Here is a 20,442-nt window from a genome sequence, read left to right on the forward strand (position 1 = left end):
TTTTCTCGATATTTTCAATACATATGTAGCTAATAAGCAAGATTATTGCCTTAAATTTTAATGACTTTATAAGATTTAATAGCTCCATTTTGTTCTACACTAACGTAAATCATCCCTGGTCTAAAATTGGAGGTGTTTATGGTTGTTTCAGACGAACTATTTCCATTTAACTGTAGCTTTAATATCGTTTGTCCTTGTTCATCATAAATTTGGATATTGATTTTATCTGAGGTTATCCCAGTTATTATGTTTAAATAATCGGTTACTGGATTAGGGTAAACAACTAATGATTCCGAGGCAGAATTTACTTCCTCAGTAGTTGTTTTTGAGACTTCCACGGAACCAGAAACACATTGGTTTGCGTTGGAGCCATTGGCCGATTTTGAAGCACTTCCACATCCTTGTGTAATGATCTCCCATTGCAATCTTCCTCCATTGGTGTAAATGTCAAAAGTATGAGTACCAGGTAGAAACAATTCTGGTGGAGAACCTATAAATATTGCATTTCCCTTAAGGATGTTTTTAGCGCCATTTGGAATGAAAATAGGGACGTTTAAATTATTGGTATACTCAAACTGTAATTTTGTAGTTATTTCTGGGCGACCGGCAATCGTAAATGAAGTTCTACAAATATCAGAAGCTTTGATTCTATCATTACAACCCACAGTTGGATTTACAAAAAGTACTCCAGGTATTTGTGTAATCGTATAGTTTTCATACCCTGTTAAATTTGAAATATTGGCATATACAAAATATTCACCTCCGTTTAGATTCCCTGTCTGAATTACACCATCTTTATCTTTAATTATAAAATTATTTATTGTAGGGGTAAGGTCATTACAAACCAAGCCGTTGACCATGATGTTAAAGTTTGATGGTGTTGGGCTCCCTTCTTCAATAAAAGAATTTGATATTTCTACTTCGAGAGCTGTTTTGTTTATAGTCAATATGCCAGGTTCATAAGTAATAGTATAATTTTCTGGTTGTATAAAATCGCTAACGGCTATCGTAGTACTGTTTGTACACCCATCCGAAGGGGTAAAACTAAAGTCGCCTAAGACATCAGTAATGACTTCATCATAGGGTAATATTTCAGGACTAACTGAAATGCCAAAATCGGGTTGATCTAATTGTCCGTAGGTAATCACAGCATCATTAGCCTTGACTATAAGATTAAATTTATTGACTGTCAGTAGGCCTACATCAATATAGGAAATATCATAATTAGAAGAGGTATTCAAGGATGTGGACTTAATAATATATGGACTATCAGCAACTCCACATGATCCACAATCAGTACTGTAGGTAATTCCATCAGGGAAAATAGCTTCTTCGGTGTCGGCATATTGTAATCCATCGACAACTCCTGTTAATATCCCTTGGGTATCATCCCCATAAACAATGTTGGCATCTTGGGTAGTGACAGTCAATGTAGCAGGTAAAATCTCGATTGGGGTAGGCTGGTATTGAATTTCGAAATTTGTATCTAATACTCCTCCAGGAATGATATATTGCGTGCCTGCATCTACGCCAGTGATGACATTAATGGGCTTAATGTCTACTGGAATTTCACTTAAGGCATCATCTCCATTAAGAATGACCAAGATATTTTCAAAGGCATTAATCACGGGAGTACTCTCACTATTTACTAATGGAATACCGTTTACTAAAGAGATTCCATTCACTAAACTAATACCATTCACTAATGAAATACCATTAACTAAAGAAATTCCGTTTACCAAAGAAATTCCATTCACTAAACTAATGCCATTCACTAATGAAAAACCATTGACTAAAGAAAAGCCATTGACTAATGAAATACCATTAGTTATCGTGGAGAAGTCACCAGATTCAATTTTTTGAGTAGAAAGAAGGTCAGCACCAAAGTTGACCACTTTTTCATTTCCAGATCCATTCACCAAAGAAAACCCATTTTGGGTTGCGGTATCTGATTGATTAACTGTGCTTTGTGAAACAAAAAATGTTTTATTTACTAATGAAAATCCGTTTAAAGTTGGTTCTCCATTAACTAAGGAGATTCCGTTGACCAATGATATTCCATTGACTAACGAAAAACCATTAACCAAAGATATGGCGTTGGTATGATTTTCGGCGAATGTACTCGTTACAATAGGATCCAGATTTAAATCATCTTCACCTTCATGACCAAATGTGTAATCAAAGTTCACAAGGGGTAAAGGAGCACCATACACAATGGGATCCATAGTTCGTGGTTTTATAGTCACAGGCATGGGACTTATATTTAAAACTCCTGGTTCTATTATAAAATTATAAAGCTCTGTTAAGCCGATATTTATATTTTCTGTTTGAATATCAATGGCATATATACCAACAATAGACGTTGAAATTGCCGCTGTAGTTATGGTAATTGAAGGCAATAAAAGAGCTAATTCTTCCTCAGAAAGAGGCAATTCTGTTTCTCCTACTTGGGTTGTATAACTAAACGTTGGGTTTTCTTCTCCATAGCGTCTAGTTTCATTATTTGCACGAATAACGACATCAGTTATAACAGGGTCTGAAAAGGTAATTACCGCTGAACTACCTCCATCTGATCCATTGGTCAGTGGACCAGGTTCTGTAAAAGCATAAATAGGTGGGTTTCCAACAAATTCTGGAATGGTTGCTATTAGTTTTGTGGCACTCACAAAAGTGGTGGGTAATTCTTCGCCTCTAAAATATATAGTTGTAGACTCATTAAATGAATTTCCTTCTGCGATAAGATCAAAAGCAATAGCACCTGGCTGGTAAAGTTCGGTGTTTAAATTTTCTAGATTTAAGCGAATTAAATTAGGTGATGGATTAGAAAAGGAACCCACGGCAACATCAGCAGAAATGAATCCCGCACCTGTCTTAAAATCAAAACCAGGAGATAGCATATCTATGGCCGTATTGGTTAGAATATTTCTTACGCTAAAATTAGGATCTATGTTTGTGGGGTCTACTTCAAATTTGGTTTTGGCATTAATAATAAGAGCAGCCACTCCTGCAGCATGTGGTGCAGCAGCAGAGGTCCCGAAAAAATTTGGTAATGAATTGCCTTCAAAATCCGGAGCTCCTAAATTTACCGAGGTATCTCCGCCCGTAGGAGCCAAAAAATTAGGTTTATTTCTTAGGGTATTATTGGTTATAGTGCCACCAAGAGAAGATGATTCTTGTGCAACGAGAACACCACCGAATGCTGAAGTGTTATCATAACGTACTGCACCTACGGCTAGGGCACTTTCGGCATTGGCATGACCTACAATTGTGGATCCATTTGCTGGGGGTATCGCTTGAAAATTACCATCATTACCAGAACGAAAAACAACATATTTAAATTTTAATGGCGCACCATTGCCCATGGCTCTTTCAATAATTATATTTGTCGTAGTTGGGTTTATCACCGTAAAAGGAATTATTTCGATAGGGTCAGCTCCTAAATTATTTCTATTGAAACCATATAAGATGGCGCCATCATCATTGGCTAGATAAATATCTAGGTCATTAACAGCGCCCGTGGAAGAACCTAAAGAATAAAAATCGTCATCCCATTGCAAGGCAATAACGTATTGTCCAAGGCCTAAGGTTACCTGCTGTAAAGATGAACTACCATTAAAACTGTGTCGAATTGGGTTGGTGGGTGACGGACTAAAAGTTGCTTCATAGGATCTTGAACCAAAATTACCTGCAGAACTAAAATAACTTATACCATTGGCAGTGGCATCATTTATGGCATTTGCAATGATACCATCTTTAAAAAATGGGGCCTTCATATACGTAAGGTCATCGACAATTATATCACAATCATGATTAACCAATTCAGCTATTCCTGCTGCCATATTACCCTCAGAAATATAGCCGGATCTAAAAAATAATTGTGCGTCTGGTGCAACATCATGTACAATTTGAATCATAGCTCGTCCTTCATCACTAGCCACGCCAAAAGGGTAATCTTGAACTACAGTAACTGCATTTGCCCCAGTGGGTAGGTCTCCATTGGCAATGTCGGTTTGTACAGAAGCGCTTGGGGTTGGTTGTACACCAAATTTACGGTCATAACTATCTGAAATGACACCAACTTTTACGCCCTCTCCGGAAATATTCCAACCAAGTCGAGCTATATTTGAATTTTGCGCAGCGTCTCCTTGGCTATTTATTAATCCTTGGTTAGGAATAGGAGGTGATACCTCATAGACTTGATTAATGATGTCTGTTCTTGAATTCAATGCTTGTAAATTTGCAATAGGGAAGAAAACGGTAATTACCCGTTCATCATCATCAGGATTATAAACATCAGAAATATAATCATTCACAGCTACTCCAAAAGTGCTTAAGAATGCACTCACACTATTAAATTGGCCATTGAATATTACAATTTCAATCAATACTTCATTGTTCGGATTTATGGTATAAATAATATCGTTATATGCTTCATTTGGATTGTAATTTATGGCGAGAGAGGTCAATGCCGATCCTATGATTTCATTCACTTTAAAGTCAGATGGGTACCCTGGCAGAATATCACAATTATTCAATACGCACTCACACACTTTTGTTACTTCTTCTAATGTGCTAAGTGATCCCGGAAGGCCACTGCTATTTTGACTATAAAAATAGATAACATCAATGCTCCAAGTACCACCGTTATTGATGTTCCCATTTAAGGTTTTTACACTCCCGACTCCAGACAATATATTTTTGTTGAGGAAATTTCCATTAGTAAGCTCAATACACGCGCTTGATAGGATTATGGAACCATCATTTATAATATTTCCATTTTTAAAAAAAAAGGCATTGGTTAATGTAATAGTTCCTGAATTATTTAAAACTCCCGGACCAATTTCAATCTGCCCTTGATTAACTGTTAAAGAACTTCCTGAAGAAATATTTAAATTGCTGATAGTGGTTAATTTGGCATTGTTACCAATGATTAATTTAGCTTTATTATTTAAACTTATGGGGTCATTGTAATTGTAGAAAATAGTATGATTAATTGTAATTGTACTATTGGATACGCTTCTATTTGGGAAAGGTTTATTGTTACAGCCACCACCTGAACAAATCCAAGCGTTCGCATCATTCCAATCGGTTGATAGTCCGGTTGTGGTGTAATTCTGAGCTGATAAAATTACGCTAGAGAATAAAAAAAAGATGGTGATTGGTACTAAAAGTCTGTTACTGACAAATTTCCCAAGAATTTTGGTTGTTGATTCCTCGATGAATTGCATAGTTAATGAATTACTTAGTTAACCAAATAGCAAACACAAATTTTAGTGAGAGGTTAAGTAAAACAACAATATGACTTAGGGGCTATACGGGAGGATTAGTACTAATATAGTAAGTATTAAGTTTACATTAACAAAAAATGCAATTTTCTATGAGCATATTAACATATATTTAACATATTTTATTAATTTTTGATAAAATCAACAATTGATCCTTGCTTCTTTGAGTAGCACTAGATGGTATTTGTTGATTTATAGTATGTTAGATTATTTATTTGGCAGAAAATAGTTTGAAGACAAGCTTTTCTGTTTTTTCTACCATTGGATACTAAAATCAACTTGAAAGCTATATGCTGAACTTATTTTTAGTACTTTTAATTCAATTATTTTTAAAAATCATGAAGCAACTATCTCCTGAAGACAAAATAAATGTGTATTGGCAAGGAATCTCGTACATTAATGGCCTGAATAGATCATCTGAAATTAAGGCAGGACTTATCATATCGTTTTATGGGCTTTTATTAGGGGTGGTTTTCAAGATTGCAACAGGGATGGATACTAATTTGCATTTGAATGTAGCGCTTTCGGTAACTTTTATGATTTTTATTTTTTTCGTATCTCGTTCTATTTATTTTAGTTTTAAGTGCTTTATGCCACAAATTGAAACAAAGTTTGATGCAAACATGTTTTTTTTTCATGACGTAGTGACTAAATATGGAACTGTTAATGATTACTCCAAGAAATTAATGGATTTAATGAATGATGAACATCAACTTTATGATCAATTAGGAGAGCAGATTTATGTGAATTCGTTAATAGCCTCAAAAAAATTCACAGACGTAAATAAATCGGTAAAGAATTTAGTGTATAGCTTTGTGCCTTTATTAGTCAGTGTAATTATACTTTTAATCCAAGTATTTTTATAATTTAAATTTGGTGTTTTTATCGATTAAATTAGCCTTAAGCTCATTTAGTTTTTTGGCTTTTAATTTTTCACGGTGCTCACGGGCATACTCCGTATGGTATTGGTGTTTTTCTAAAAAATTAACTTGAAGGAGCAGCCATTCCTTATCGTCAGATACAAAATCATGGTATTTAAATTCTTGGTATAACTTAGCACTAAGCACATCATAATCTTCTCTACCCAAATAATCTAAATCAGCATCAGCAATAATTTCTTCATAAATGGTTTTTGGCTGTTGCGGTACTTTTGTTGCTCTAATTAATCCATTAATAATTGTGATTTCACCTGTGGTAAGCTGGCCCTTTAAATAAGGTTTAATTGCAATAATGCTTCGTTCTTCATGGTTAATAGGAGATACGATATAGCCATAGTCGTGACTAACAGCTGCTATTCTGATTAGCCTTGCCATTTCTTTGTCTATTTTAAAATGTTCTATATAGTTATTGCATACATTGGCTACATCAATTGTGTGACACAAGGAATGATAGGTAAGATGCTGTGGTAAATTATCTTCTAGATCTTTTAAGATCTTGAGACAAATTTCGGGGTATGCTTTTTTGTTAAAAAGAACCATATTTTTAGAACATAAGGCTAGGCATTAGTACAAATAAAACATTTTTTTGCCGAATTTATTGTTATTGTTAGCATTTATTAAACAATAATTATCTGGGCACTTTTGTATTATGCCTGTTCTACCAGTATTTTGCTTTGGACATTTAGAAAATACATTTTGAGACTTTGAGAATTTTTCACGTCTATAATGCCTCGATAGGTAAAATCATATTTGTCTTTTAAATGTTGATAGGTATTTTCTGAAATATTAATTTTCCCTTCTTCAGAATTGCTTTCCATTCTTGCTGCAATATTTACTGTGCTTCCCCAAATATCATATTGAAATTTTTTGGTTCCAACGACTCCTGCTACAACGGGTCCTGTATTGATTCCTATTCGTATTTCGAAGGGATAAACACCGTCTGGAGGTTGATTTTTTGTTTTGTTGACAAAATCTAATATCTCCATAGCAGCCTTCAGTGCGTCATCAGGATGCGTCTTATTTTCTGTAGGAAGTCCACCAGCGCACATATAAGCATCTCCAATTGTTTTTATTTTCTCTAATTTATATTTTTCTATAATGGCATCAAACTTTCTAAAATAGTAATCCACACTAAAGACTAATTTCTCCGCAGAAATATTTTCAGCAATTACAGAAAAAGCCTTAAAATCGGTAAACAAAACCGTAACAAAATTAAACTCTTTTGCTTTGATATGGCCATTGGCTTTTAGTTCTTCAGCGGTTTCTTTTGGAAGTATATTGAGTAATATCTCTTCAGTTTTAACCCTTTCTTTTGCTAATCTTCGGTGTGATTTTTTTACATAACGGTATTGAAAGAAGAAACCGGCAATAATAACAAAAAACAAGCCACTTAATGCTAATAGGTATTTTTTAGAAATAGCCGATCGTTCCAATTCAATCTGCTTTAGTTCATTGTTTTTATTTAATAGTGTTATTTCTTTTTCTTTATTATCTAAATCAAATTGAAATCTGAGATCACCTATAGATTTTTCATAAGAATCGTTTTTCAAGGTGTCGACCATTGCGGAATATAATTTTTGATATTGATACGCCTTCATGTAATCTCCAATTTCAGAATACACATTTGACAATCCTTCATAAGCTTCTTTCTTAGCTCTATACACTCCAGTAATTTCCGTGAGTTTTAAACCAGATTCAAAATTAAGGATAGCCTCATCGAATTTTTTTTGTTGTATTTGGATCACCCCTAAATCAATATATGCTTTTGTTTTTTCCATTTTGGCATCAATTTCACTTGCTGCGAGAATGGCATTTATTTGATAGCTTTCCGCTTTGTTTAAGTCACCTAATTTTTCATAGGTCAATCCCATCAAATTATAACTAGTAGAAAGGTTTACCCCGGCTCTTGCATATGCACCAATTGCTTCATTTAATTCTGGTAATGCCTTTTTTGGCTCATTGGTCTTTAGGTATAATTCTGCCATATTAATACAAGCGGTTCCAACACCTTCCTCATAACCAATACTTTTAAAAATAGCTTTGGATTTAAGATATGCTTCAAAAGCTTCCTTATACGTATTTTTTTGGTTTGAATATACGGTTCCAATATTTAAATAAGCTGTGCCAATTCGAGAAGAATCTTGAATCTGTTCTGCAATTTTTACAGATTTTATAAAATAATCAAGTGCTTTTGGATCATCACCTTTCGTTTGATAAACAGCCCCTAAATTGCTTTGTAAATTACTAATTCCAGCTTTATTATCAATTTCTTCAAAAATCGCAAGAGATTTTTTCCAAAATAAAAGTACCTCTGAATATTCTCCCTTATAGTAATGTGCCAGACCGGCATTTTTATAAGCATAAGCCATTCCGCTCTTGAAATTAATTTTTTCGGCTAAAATTATGGCTTTTTTTGAATAGCTTAAGGAAGAATCAGGATCTGTTCGAAATAGAAGCGCAGAGATATCTAATAAATGATTTACAGCTGTAGTGTCATTTTTTTTTAGCTTAATTAAAGCGTTAAGACTATCTATTTGATTGTTGTTTTGCGACCAACCTACTATTGAAAAGCAAAAAAATACAACAATTAAAATGGCTTTGTAATTTTTCAAATCTATTACCTTTAAAAAGTTATAGGGGGGAATTAACCTAAATATAGTGATTTATTCTTTTATGGAACTAAATCCTAAAATTATTTAAGGGCTCTAAATCTTCATTAACTCCTTAATACTACTCAAATTGGCTTCGTTCGCCATATGAATTTTCATTTGATGCTTTTTCAATCAAAAGTTTTAATACCTATGATTTGAATTTTTTGGATAATGTTACTTTCTACCTAACAATTTCATTTTTAAATGAGAATCGTCACGAATAATTCGTTTATTTCTTCGAGCTAAAATGTAAATGCTACTTGCTTAAAATCATTTTATTAGCAGATTTTGCCCATTGGTATTACTCTAAATTTATCAATAAACGTATAGAACAAAAAGACATATGCGTACTTTTTGCCTTTTCATGAAATTAGCTCTAAAATTCAGCATTCTGATGGCTTCAAATTTTGTAAAGCGCTCATTAAACCACCTGATCAATAATCTCTTGGACTACTTCAGGGTTCAATAGCGTACTCGTGTCGCCTAAATTCGACACATCATTACTGGCTATTTTACGTAAAATTCTCCGCATAATTTTACCACTACGGGTTTTAGGAAGGCCGCTGACAAACTGAATTTTATCAAGCTTTGCAATAGGACCAATGAGTTCGGTGATTTGTTGGTTAATTTCTTTACGCAAATTTTCTCTGTCTCTACTTTCGCCAATTTCCTTGAGCATAACAAAGCCGTATAAGGCGTTACCTTTTACATCATGTGGGAAACCTACAATGGCAGATTCTGCTACTGCTGGGTGTTCGTTGATGGCATCTTCAATAGGGGCAGTCCCTAAATTATGACCAGAAACGATAATGACGTCATCTACACGTCCTGTAATCCGGTAATAGCCTACAGCATCACGTAAAGCACCATCACCTGTAAAGTACTGATCTTTATACGCAGTAAAATAAGTGTCCCTATACCGATCATGATCACCCCAAATAGTACGGGCAATGGAGGGCCAAGGAAATTTAATACACAAACGACCTTCCACTTGATTGCCTTTGAGTTCGTTGCCATGCTCGTCCATTAATGCGGGTTGAATCCCAATAAAAGGCAAGGTGGCAAACGTAGGTGTGGTAGGCGTTACATACGGAATTGGAGTAATCATAATACCTCCAGTTTCTGTTTGCCACCAGGTATCTACAATGGGGCTCTGGTTCTTGCCCACATTGTTATTGTACCAATGCCAAGCCTCTTCATTTATAGGCTCACCAACAGAACCTAGTACCTTTAAACTCGATAAATCGTGCTTTTCAACAAAGTCTAGGTTTTCTTTTGCTAAGGCTCTTATCGCGGTTGGAGCCGTATAAAACTGATTTACTTTGTGCTTTTCAATCACTTCCCAAAATCGACCATGATCTGGATAGGAGGGAACGCCTTCAAAAAGTACGGTGGTAGCCCCATTGGCTAAGGGACCGTAAATGATATACGAGTGACCCGTAATCCACCCAATATCGGCAGTACACCAAAACACATCATTTTCACGGTATTGAAATACGTTTTTAAAAGTATAGGCGGTATACACCATATAGCCAGCAGTGGAGTGCACCATTCCTTTGGGTCTTCCTGTTGAACCTGAAGTGTATAAAATAAACAAGGGATCTTCGGCATCGACTATCTCAGCTACAAAATCGCCATAAGCATTGTCTAACAAATGACTTAGCCATTTGTCTCGGCCTGGTTTCATTGCTATTTCGGCACCGGTACGCTTTACCACTAAAACACTCTGTACATTCGGGCATTCTTCTAATGCCTTGTCGACAATTCCTTTTAAATCGATGCTTTTTGCACCTCTATACGACCCGTCTGATGTGATGACTATTTTACAATCTGCATCATTGATTCGAGTAGACAATGCATTGGAAGAAAAGCCTGCAAAAACAATAGAATGTATGGCACCGATGCGTGCACAAGCGAGCATGGCAAAGGCTAATTCGGGAATCATGGGCAGGTAAATACAAACGCGATCTCCTTTTTTTACGCCATGATCTTTTAAGACATTGGCCATTTTGCAAACTTGTTCGTGTAATTGATGATAGCTAATATGTTGCGCTTCTTCTTTGGGATTATTAGGTTCAAATATAATCGCCGTTTTATTGCCACGCGTTGGTAAATGCCTATCGATACAGTTTTCAGTAATGTTTAATTGAGCTCCTTCGAACCATTTTATTTCAGGTTTTGAGAAATCCCACTCCAAAACCTTGTCCCATTTTTTGCGCCATACAAAATGCTCTTCGGCAATTTCTTCCCAAAACGCTTCTGGATTACGCACTGATTTACGATATACTTGAAAATATTCTTCTAAATGTTTAATGTGGTAATTACTCATGTTTCTTGTATCTAAAAGATGAATGTCTAATGTCTAAAAAAGCTTTTTAGGTTCTGTATTTGGGAGTTTACGGGTCCAAGTACCTTATGAAACTAATATTTAACTTATTTTAAAGCCTAAAGCCTAAAGCCTGCAGCTTATATTTTAATGATCCCTGGCTTCTCCAGCGCCACTCGGAATTCTAATATCCTCCACAATATCTTGCACCTCTTGCGGTGGATCGGGGGTAAAGCGCATCACGACCAAAGCCACTATAAAGTTAGCAATCATTGCAATACTACCAAAGCCTTCTGGTGAAATTCCGCCGTTGCCAAAATCAAACCAATATTCGTCGGGTGTACCACCGCCAAACCAGTTAAATTTGAATTTGGTCATATAGAAAAGCATTAATAAAATACCGACAACCATTCCAGCAATTGCGCCCTCCTTATTCATTTTTTTATAAAAGATACCAAGAACTATAGCCGGAAAAAAAGAGGCAGCCGCCAAACCAAAGGCCAAGGCAACAACAGCGGCCACAAAGCCCGGTGGATGAATACCAAAATACCCCGCTATAATCACCGCAATTGTGGCAGCAATACGTGCCGCCCATAATTCACCTTGATCGGAGATAGTAGGTTTAAAAATTTTCTTGATTAAATCGTGTGATACCGAGGATGAAATAACTAAAAGCAGACCAGCAGCTGTAGAAAGCGCAGCGGCCAAACCTCCCGCAGCAACCAGAGCAATAACCCAAGCCGGTAAATCTGCAATTTCAGGATTTGCCAAAACCATTATGTCATTATCAATGGTTAATTCATTTTTTTCTTTATCAGCCACGTAATTAATAATACCATCCTTATTTTTATCATCGAACTGTAATAAACCAGTTTCTTCCCAGTTTTTAAACCATTCTGGCATTGTTCCGTAGGCTTGATGACTAACAGTGTTGATAAGGTTTGTTTTTGCAAAAACGGCAACCGCAGGAGCTGTAGTATAGAGTATGGCGATAAGTAGCAGTGCCAATCCCGCAGATTTTCTGGCATCTTTTACACGTTTCACCGTAAAAAAACGCACAATTACGTGGGGTAAGCCTGCAGTGCCGACCATTAAAGCTAAGGTTATGGCAAAAATATCAATAACAGATTTAGAACCATCGGTATACGGAGCGAACCCAAGTTCAGTCGAAAGCCCGTTTAATTTTTCTAACAGATACATTCCAGAACCGCCATTTACTGTTGTACCCATTCCTAATTGAGGAATAGGATTTCCTGTCATTTGTATCGATATAAAAATGGCAGGCACCATAAATGCAAAAATAAGCACACAGTATTGTGCCACTTGGGTATAGGTAATTCCTTTCATTCCTCCTAAAACGGCATAAAACAGCACAATCACCATCCCGATTATGACCCCAGTTTCAATATCAACTTGAAGAAATCTAGAAAAAACAACACCAACTCCACGCATCTGACCGGCCACATAGGTAAAAGAAACAATCAAAGCGCAAATAACGGCAACAATTCTAGCCGTTTTAGAATAATAGCGATCTCCAATAAAATCAGGAACCGTAAACTTTCCAAATTTCCGTAAATAGGGGGCTAAAAGTAATGCCAAAAGTACGTATCCACCTGTCCATCCCATTAAATATACGGAACCGTCATAACCCGAAAAAGCTATAATTCCTGCCATTGAAATGAATGATGCGGCAGACATCCAATCGGCTGCAGTCGCCATACCATTTGCTAATGGTGAAACGCCACCTCCAGCAACATAAAATTCTTTGGTAGAGCCTGCTCTAGACCAAATGGCAATCCCAATATATAAAGCAAATGTGATGCCTACTAAAAGATACGTCCATGTTTGAACACTCATAATTTTTAAGGTTTAGCTTGGGAGTTAATTTATTCGATGTAGCCATATTTCTTATCTAGCTTATTCATCAAGCGTACATAAACAAATATGAGGATCACAAAAACATAGATTGACCCTTGTTGCGCAAACCAGAAGCCTAATTTAAAACCACCAATTTGAAAGGCATCAAGGGCTTCTTTAAAAAGAATTCCAGCACCGAAAGAGACAGCAAACCAAATAGAAAGAAGGATAAACAAATAGCGCACATTCTCTTTCCAATAAGCGCTTGCTTTTTTTTGGGTTTCAGACATGGTTAAAGTTTTAGATTGAAACTCGAATATAGTGATTTGTTGTTAAACTTTATCAGATACATAGTCCATCATTTCTTTAGATCTTTAAGCTTATGTTGGAAAGTGATTAGCGCTATACCGACTAGTTCTTTTTACTTTCGTCCTTTAAAAATATCTTGCCAATCCGAAGAATAACTAGCCCTTGGCAGTTTTAGCTAGGGTGTATTCTAAGGAAATTATTTACTGTTCTGCTGGTATACACGAAATGCCAACTTTTGGTGGGCTTTATTATTTAAAAGCTATTGGAACTACGAAGGCAAATACAAAACGCCACTTGAAGAATCTCTTTTGGAGCCTGTAACGGCGCATAAGACATTTATTTGCTCGTTAAGTCTTAAAACACCCATTAAGGCAAAAACTAAGGCTTCTTTAAATTCTATAAGTTGTTTTGGTACGGTTTTAATGCTGACCGTTTCACCTAGTTTATCTTGTAAGGTCTCCAATAGAAAATCATTTAGAGCGCCACCGCCCGTTACGATCAGTGTGTGCTGTGATTTCGTCGTATTTTTCAAAATATCTTTTGCCACTTTTTCAGCCACGTGAACCACATGGGTATGTAGAATGTTTTCTAATGTATCTTCGGTAGCATCAATTATTGGCACTACTTTTTCTACAAACCATTCATACCCTATAGATTTTGGAAACGGCAAATCATAATAGGCTAAGCGATTTAAATTACTTAACATACTTTGGTTGATTTTTCCCTTTCGTGCTAATTGTCCTCTATCGTCATACTGAAGTCCCACTTTTCGAGTGGAATAATTTAAGCCCATATTTGCTAAACCAATGTCATAAGCCGTTCTTTTTCCATTTAAATCAAAGGAAATGTTGCTAATACCACCAAGATTTAAACAAAAATCGTAGTCACCAAAAAACAATTTATCCCCTATAGGTACTAAAGGAGCACCTTGACCACCTAGGGCCACATCGTTCGTTCTAAAATCGCAAATGACAGGTATTTCGGCCTCATTGGCTAAATGCTGACCAGATCCAATTTGAAACGTGAGTCCCTTTTGGGGTTGATGATGTGTGGTATGCCCATGGCTTGCAATGTAATCGACCTCTAGGTCTTGTTCATGGATAAAGGTTTTTGCCTGTTGACCAAGCCAAGTGCCGTAGCTATTATGAAATTGTAATAATTCATCGGCTGAAAGAAAAATAGAATCTTTAAGTTTTAATTCCATTTCCGAGGTGTACGAAACGCTTTTGCTTGCTTTTATACGAAACTTCCAAGTACTATTTTCTTCCCAAATATGGCAGTAGGCGAGGTCCAGTCCGTCTAAAGAAGTACCAGACATTAGGCCTATTATTTTATATATTTTCATCTATATTGTGTTTTAAAAATTACAGAAATAGGAATTTGCTGATCGTTATTCACTTCAATGATTTCATTTAAAACTAAACCTGCTTTCTGAAAATCGCTACTCCAATCTTCAAAAGTTCTCGCATACCACTGGTGTCCGTCTGTGAAGTTGCCCGCTAAACCTTTCCAAGCATCGTCAATCCACTGACTTTGATAGGGGAGCTGGTTCTGAATTAAAAAGTAGGGGTGTAAGGTCTGAATGATTATTTCACCTTGTTCAACCACACTTTGTTTTAATTCTAGTAAAAGTGAGACTAAGGTTTTATTTTGATAGATGCAGAAATTAAAAACAGCCGCATCAAAAGGTGCATTAGGTATTTTCTTAGCTTCAATAATATCTTCAAAGCTCATATGATGGTAGACTTCTTTTCCTTTTTTTCTGGCATTTGCTAAAAGAGATGCTGTTGCATCAATCCCGACGGCACTTTTCCCCATACTGGTGATTGCCCTGCTTAACCAGCCTTCGCCACAACCCATGTCTAAAATTTTTATGGCTTTAGAATTTTTTAAAACAGCAACAATAGCTTCATTGGTGAATTTACGAGACGTGATTTGTTCGCTGTCTAGCGCTTTAATCCATTCTTGAGCATTAGTGTCCCATGAGGTTTTGATGGCATTTTTTTTCATTTTAGATTATTGTACAGTTATATTTTTGGATACTACTTTTCTCACAAGCAAAATTTTCACGAATTAAAATAGTGTCACATTAAATGCTTCACTACATTTTTACATTGAATTTATTTTTTTTGCTCCCCTCTTTTTTCAAAGAGGGGAATGAATCCGACTTTAGTCGGAGAAAGGGGAGTTTTTTTGACTCAACTATTTTTTTGTTTTAAAGTTTACGCTTTTTAACCCTCCGACTCATCGGCTCTGGCCGATGCGCCACCTCCCTTTAAAAAAAGGGAGGAGCTTTTTTTTATTATACTTTTTTCTAAAAAATTATTACTTATTTCCATTAGAACAGAACTTAAATTATCAAAAACCATTTTATTTTCAAATCGAATTACTTTGTAACCGAAACTTTCAAGAAATTTGGTTCTTTTTTCATCATTTTCTAAGGCATTAGCGTTATTGTGAATTTCTCCATCTAACTCGATGATTAGTTTTTCAGAAGGACAGTAAAAATCAATAATATAATTGCCGATACTATGCTGTTTGGTGAAACGTCTTCCTTCAAATTTCCTACTTTTTAAATAATTCCAGAGAAAAGCCTCGGCTGGTGTTAAATTGGAACGGAGGTCTTTACGTAAAGCCGCCAACACTTTTTTTGAATGTAAACTTTCTTTTTTCATACTAGCTTATTTTAACAGGTATAATACCTTTTGCTGGTAATTTTTCTAGAAAATGTTCTGCGGCCACTTCTTGGAAAACTTCAAAATTTTGATAGGCAATAACGATAGCTTTTGCATGCCTTGTTTCGATGTGATTTAGCACAAAAGGATTTCCAAAAAGGTAAAGTATTACTTGTTTTGAGGCTAGTAAATTGTTGATAAAATCAATTTCTTGTTTCGGAATATCAAAATAGTTCGAGGGTTTTGCGTTTGGGGGATAGATGGCTAAAAGGATATGATCTTCCTCTGTAAGTTTATCCTGAATTTCAAGAAGCGTTGACGTCGCTGTTTTAAAATATGGAAACGCTATATTTTTTTGGATGCATTCAAAAAAAGTGGACGTTGTGTCCTCAGATGAAATTTGTATTCCGACAATTTTTTTGTTTTTAAAGTGGTCTAAATCTCCTTTGTACAGCGTTAAACTTTCCGCTGCAATTTTTTTGTTTACACGGTCCGGATCACTAAGTTGCGTGTTTAAATTTGGATTATCAATTCTAAAAGCCTTTTCTTTTAAGTGCCAAAGACGCTCAAAACTAGCTTCAATTTGTTGGTTTGAGGCATTTTTATGTATGGCTTCAATTCCTTCTTCGATATGTTCTGCAAAGCATAAAACGTCATTACCGGCGTTAAAAGCTTCCCATTCTAATTGCCCTTTTACCGGGTAATTTTTAGAAACCGCATGCATATTTAGGGCATCAGAAATAACGACCCCTTTAAAGTTCATTTGATTGCGTAACAAATCTTTCAACATTTTTTTAGAAAGGCTAGACGGAATTTCGTCGCCATCGGCCAAAGCAGGAATGGCTAAATGACCCGCCATAATGCTATCAACATCTTTATTGATTAATTGTTGAAAAGGGAAAAGTTCATTTTCAAGTAAGGCTGCTTTTGATTTTGTAATTAGCGGCAATCCTAAATGCGAATCAACTTCAGTGTCACCATGACCAGGAAAATGCTTGATACAGGTTAAAATACCTGCGCTCTCGCTACCCTGTATAAAAGCTAATGCTTTTTGTGTGACCTGGTATTTATCTTCTCCAAAAGAGCGATACCCGATAACTGGATTATTAGGATTGTTATTGATGTCGACCACAGGTGCTAAATTCCAATGAATCCCTGCAACTCTGCAGTCCATAGCTATTTGCTTTCCAAGCTCATAAATTAGGTCGTACTGATTTTGTAGTGCTCCTAGCGTTATAGCATAGGGATACTGAGGCGTATTTTCAATACGCATGGCTAAACCCCATTCAGCATCAATACTGATTAATAAGGGATATTTTGCCGCCTTTTGATACCGCTGAATTAGTTTTTTTAAAGTCTCAAAACTGTCTTTTTTGTACTCAATTTTTTTTTGTCCTTCAAAATTAGTCGCAGCACTTGCCCGACTATGAAAAAAGCATAAACTTCCAATATGTCGTTCTCGAATTCGTTGTTCTAACTTTTGTATTTCCTCTTCAGAATCGTTGATGAAAGCAGCAGGCATAAAAAGCTGACCAATTTTTTCATGCCTTGTCAATTCTTTTTTGGTTTTAGTATAGGGTGCTATCTTCATCATTCACAATTTCTTTTTTACCAAAATCGGCAGGATATTTTAAATATTTTAATAGTACTAATGCTGGAAGGGCAGCTATTACCACCCAAACAAAAAATCCGCCATAGCCCAACCATTGTTGCATGTAGCCACTAATCATTCCAGGCAGCATCATTCCAAGTGCCATAAAACCCGTAGCAATAGCATAGTGCGACGTTTTTGACTTCCCATCGGCGATATAAATTAAATACATTAAAAAAGCAGCGAAACCAAAGCCATAACCAAATTTTTCAAGCACTACAGTGACAGAAACCGCAACGATATTTGTGGTTTTGCTAAGCGCAATGATGGCATAAAATATATTTGGAATGTTTAGGGATAATACCATGGGCAACATCCACTTTTTGAGTCCGTCTCTTGAGATTAGAATACCTCCTAAAATTCCCCCTACCGTAAGTGCAATAACACCAATAGTTCCGAATAAAATGCCAATTTCTTTCGTCGTGTAGCCTAAACCACCTTGTTCCGGGCTGTCTAATAAAAACGGAGAGGCCATTTTTACCAGCTGTGATTCACCCAATCGATAGGTTAAAATAAAAGCTAAAGCAATTCCGATTTGTGGTTTTTTAAAGAAGGTGATAAACACCTCCATAAAACTTTTAGGCTTTTGAATCGCTATCGTTCCAGAAGCTTCGTATTTTGGTGTAGCCAAGAAATTTCCAAGGGTTAACAGTAACATTAAAAATGCCGCAGCAGTCATGGTGACACTCCATGCTTTTGTGGGATCTCCATATTTTTCTTCTAAAAATCCGGCACCAAAAACTAATAAGCCTTCTCCGGTGACCATAGCCAATCTGTAAAAAGTGCTTCGCATCCCTACGAAAAATGATTGTTTTTTTTCTGTTAAGCCTAGCATATAATAGCCGTCAGAGGCTATATCGTTGGTGGCAGAAGCAAATGCCGCCATCCAGAAACAGGCTAGCGTAGTGGTGAAAAACATGCTTGTAGCGGTGGTTAAACCAACACCTAATAAGGCCAAAGCAATGATAAATTGCATGCTTAAAAACCAATTTCGTTTGGTGCTTTTTAAATCAACAAAAGGACTCCATAAGGGTTTTATAACCCAAGGCAGGTACAATAGACTGGTATATAGACCAATATCTTCATTGCTCACACCAAGTTGCTTGTACATAATGACCGATACGGTAACGACTAATACATAGGGCAAACCCTGTGTAAAATACAATATAGGTACCCAAGCCCAAGCACCTTTGTCTTTTTGAATCATATCAGCTAGTTTTGCTTTAAAAGTATAAAAATAGGTTCAGTTTTTTGTCCAAATTTATCAGTAAATGCTATGGCGATTTTTTTATGCTTTTTTACCATTTTCGTTGAAATAGGTAGGGTATTCCCGTTTACCGCTGTAAGGGGTACCAATAGATCCTTTAGGGAAAAACTAGTTTGGTTCGCCTTTGCTTTATACACTAAAGCATATCTGTAGGGGTCTAAGTTATCAAAACTTAATTGAAGTTTGTCGGGGGTAGTCTTTTTAGAAATCAATATGGGTGTTGCTGGAGTTGTATTTGGTGCTAAATGAGAAATTGGCGGTAGTGCCATTTGTGCATAATAGTTTCTTTTTAAAATTGTAACCACATCATCATTTGCATTTGGTAAGCTTTTGGCACTAAAAAAAGCATTGCCTTGTACCTTGTCAATATTTCTAGCTAATTTAATTTGATTGGGTAATTCTCTTTTCTTGTCCCAAGCCTTGTCGTCATTATTCCTAATTTTGTAAGGACCGTTACCCATATATAAATTAGTATTTGGACTATTTTCTGCCCACCATTCGCTAATCACTTTGTGGGAGGCTACAGGTAGATTAAGACTCCAATAGGCCTGTGGAATAATATAATCGATCCAACCTTGTTCCATCCAGAGGATAGGGTTGGCATATAAATCATCGTAATTCGTCTGTCCGGCTTGCGTATCCGAACCCTTAGGATCTGTACTTTTGTTTTTCCAAACGCCAAAGGGGCTCACGCCAAACTGTACCCAAGGTTTTTCTTGTTTGATGTTTTTATGAATTTTTTGTACTAAAGAATCTACATTGCTTCGGCGCCAATCATCTAAAGATTGATTGGGTAAACCGTAGGTTTTGTAGCTTGAGGCATCATCAAAAACTTCATCTTTAATTTTATAGGGATAAAAATAATCATCAAAATGAATGGCATCAATATCATATTGCGCAACCACTTCCTCAATTATAGTCACTAAATGTTTTTGTACATCAGGAAGTCCTGGATTGTAATAGTATTTTTTACCATATTTCAGCATCCAATCTGGATATAGGTTATAATCGTGTTTTTCGCTTAAGGATTCTGTATCTAAATTAAACGTGGCTCTATAGGGGTTTAACCAGGCATGAAATTCCATACCTCTTTTATGAGTTTCTGAAATCATCCAGTGTAGTATATTTTCCTCGGTTTTCGGAGCAACACCTTCTTCCCCTGTTAAATAGCGAGACCAGGGGGCATAGTCCGACTCATAAAAAGCGTCGCCAGCAGTTCGCACTTGCACTATAGCGGCATTGAAGTTCATTTTTTGATAAAAATCGAGTAGCGCTAGATAGTCTTTTTTCTGTTTTTCGACCGCATCATGCCCGTTTTTTGGCCAATCGATATTCACGACCGTAGCCACCCAAAAACCTCTAAACTCCCTTTCAGGTTGCGGAATGTTCGATTTAAATAGGCTACAAGAACTCACTAGTAAAGCCAGCAAAAAGAGAGGTATTTTATTCATATTATATTTAATAAAAAGGCCTAACATTTTTG

General features: G+C 36.1%; 13 protein-coding genes. 1 reads left to right on the forward strand and 12 read right to left on the reverse strand.

Features of this window, described 5'->3' with window-relative positions; genetic code table 11:
* Positions 1–50: 50 nt before the first annotated feature.
* On the reverse strand, positions 51–5,228 hold the full coding sequence (locus tag GQ45_RS17185) for an MBG domain-containing protein (protein WP_047419829.1): 5,178 nt from the start codon (positions 5,226–5,228) through the stop codon (positions 51–53).
* 395 nt (positions 5,229–5,623) lie between these two features.
* Between GQ45_RS17185 and GQ45_RS17190 the strand changes: the two genes are divergently transcribed.
* Positions 5,624–6,151 carry a Pycsar system effector family protein gene (locus tag GQ45_RS17190; protein WP_047420589.1) on the forward strand — a complete coding sequence of 176 codons (528 nt, stop codon included), beginning with the start codon at positions 5,624–5,626 and terminating at the stop codon, positions 6,149–6,151.
* Here GQ45_RS17190 and GQ45_RS17195 read toward each other — a convergent pair.
* The 11 genes from GQ45_RS17195 to GQ45_RS17245 all read right to left on the reverse strand — a co-directional run bounded on the left by GQ45_RS17195 (position 6,146) and on the right by GQ45_RS17245 (position 20,410).
* A complete protein-coding gene (locus GQ45_RS17195; protein WP_047419830.1) occupies positions 6,146–6,763 on the reverse strand; it encodes an HD domain-containing protein in 618 nt (205 codons plus the stop codon). The genes GQ45_RS17190 and GQ45_RS17195 overlap by 6 nt on opposite strands.
* A 107-nt stretch (positions 6,764–6,870) precedes the next feature.
* Positions 6,871–8,835, reverse strand: coding sequence for an adenylate/guanylate cyclase domain-containing protein (locus GQ45_RS17200; RefSeq protein WP_052188326.1), 1,965 nt, complete (start codon positions 8,833–8,835; stop codon positions 6,871–6,873).
* A 460-nt stretch (positions 8,836–9,295) separates the two neighbouring features.
* The gene (gene acs, locus GQ45_RS17205) at positions 9,296–11,203 is read right to left on the reverse strand and encodes an acetate--CoA ligase (RefSeq protein ID WP_047419831.1); all 1,908 of its coding nucleotides are present in this window, start codon (positions 11,201–11,203) and stop codon (positions 9,296–9,298) included.
* A gap of 144 nt (positions 11,204–11,347) precedes the next feature.
* Entirely contained in the window at positions 11,348–13,057 is a 1,710-nt protein-coding gene (locus tag GQ45_RS17210) for a sodium:solute symporter family protein (protein ID WP_047419832.1), read from the reverse strand.
* 29 nt (positions 13,058–13,086) lie between these two features.
* Positions 13,087–13,347, reverse strand: a complete 261-nt coding sequence (locus GQ45_RS17215) for a DUF4212 domain-containing protein (RefSeq protein ID WP_047419833.1) — start codon at positions 13,345–13,347, stop codon at positions 13,087–13,089.
* Positions 13,348–13,634: 287 nt separating this feature from the next.
* The gene (locus GQ45_RS17220) at positions 13,635–14,711 is read right to left on the reverse strand and encodes an anhydro-N-acetylmuramic acid kinase (RefSeq protein ID WP_047419834.1); all 1,077 of its coding nucleotides are present in this window, start codon (positions 14,709–14,711) and stop codon (positions 13,635–13,637) included.
* Positions 14,708–15,376, reverse strand: coding sequence for a bifunctional 2-polyprenyl-6-hydroxyphenol methylase/3-demethylubiquinol 3-O-methyltransferase UbiG (locus GQ45_RS17225; protein WP_047419835.1), 669 nt, complete (start codon positions 15,374–15,376; stop codon positions 14,708–14,710). Before GQ45_RS17225 ends, GQ45_RS17220 begins: the two co-directional genes overlap by 4 nt.
* 221 nt (positions 15,377–15,597) lie before the next feature.
* A complete protein-coding gene (locus GQ45_RS17230; RefSeq protein ID WP_081980950.1) occupies positions 15,598–16,041 on the reverse strand; it encodes an endonuclease domain-containing protein in 444 nt (147 codons plus the stop codon).
* 1 nt (position 16,042) lies between these two features.
* The gene (locus GQ45_RS17235) at positions 16,043–17,635 is read right to left on the reverse strand and encodes a glycoside hydrolase family 3 protein (protein WP_052188329.1); all 1,593 of its coding nucleotides are present in this window, start codon (positions 17,633–17,635) and stop codon (positions 16,043–16,045) included.
* Positions 17,610–18,899 (reverse strand): MFS transporter, encoded by a 1,290-nt coding sequence (locus GQ45_RS17240; RefSeq protein ID WP_047419836.1) that lies wholly within the window; start codon positions 18,897–18,899, stop codon positions 17,610–17,612. Before GQ45_RS17240 ends, GQ45_RS17235 begins: the two co-directional genes overlap by 26 nt.
* A gap of 5 nt (positions 18,900–18,904) precedes the next feature.
* Positions 18,905–20,410 carry a glycoside hydrolase family 10 protein gene (locus GQ45_RS17245; protein ID WP_047420597.1) on the reverse strand — a complete coding sequence of 502 codons (1,506 nt, stop codon included), beginning with the start codon at positions 20,408–20,410 and terminating at the stop codon, positions 18,905–18,907.
* Between the last annotated feature and the right edge of the window lie 32 nt (positions 20,411–20,442).

It is taken from the genome of Cellulophaga sp. Hel_I_12 (assembly GCF_000799565.1).
Taxonomy (GTDB): Bacteria; Bacteroidota; Bacteroidia; order Flavobacteriales; family Flavobacteriaceae; genus Cellulophaga.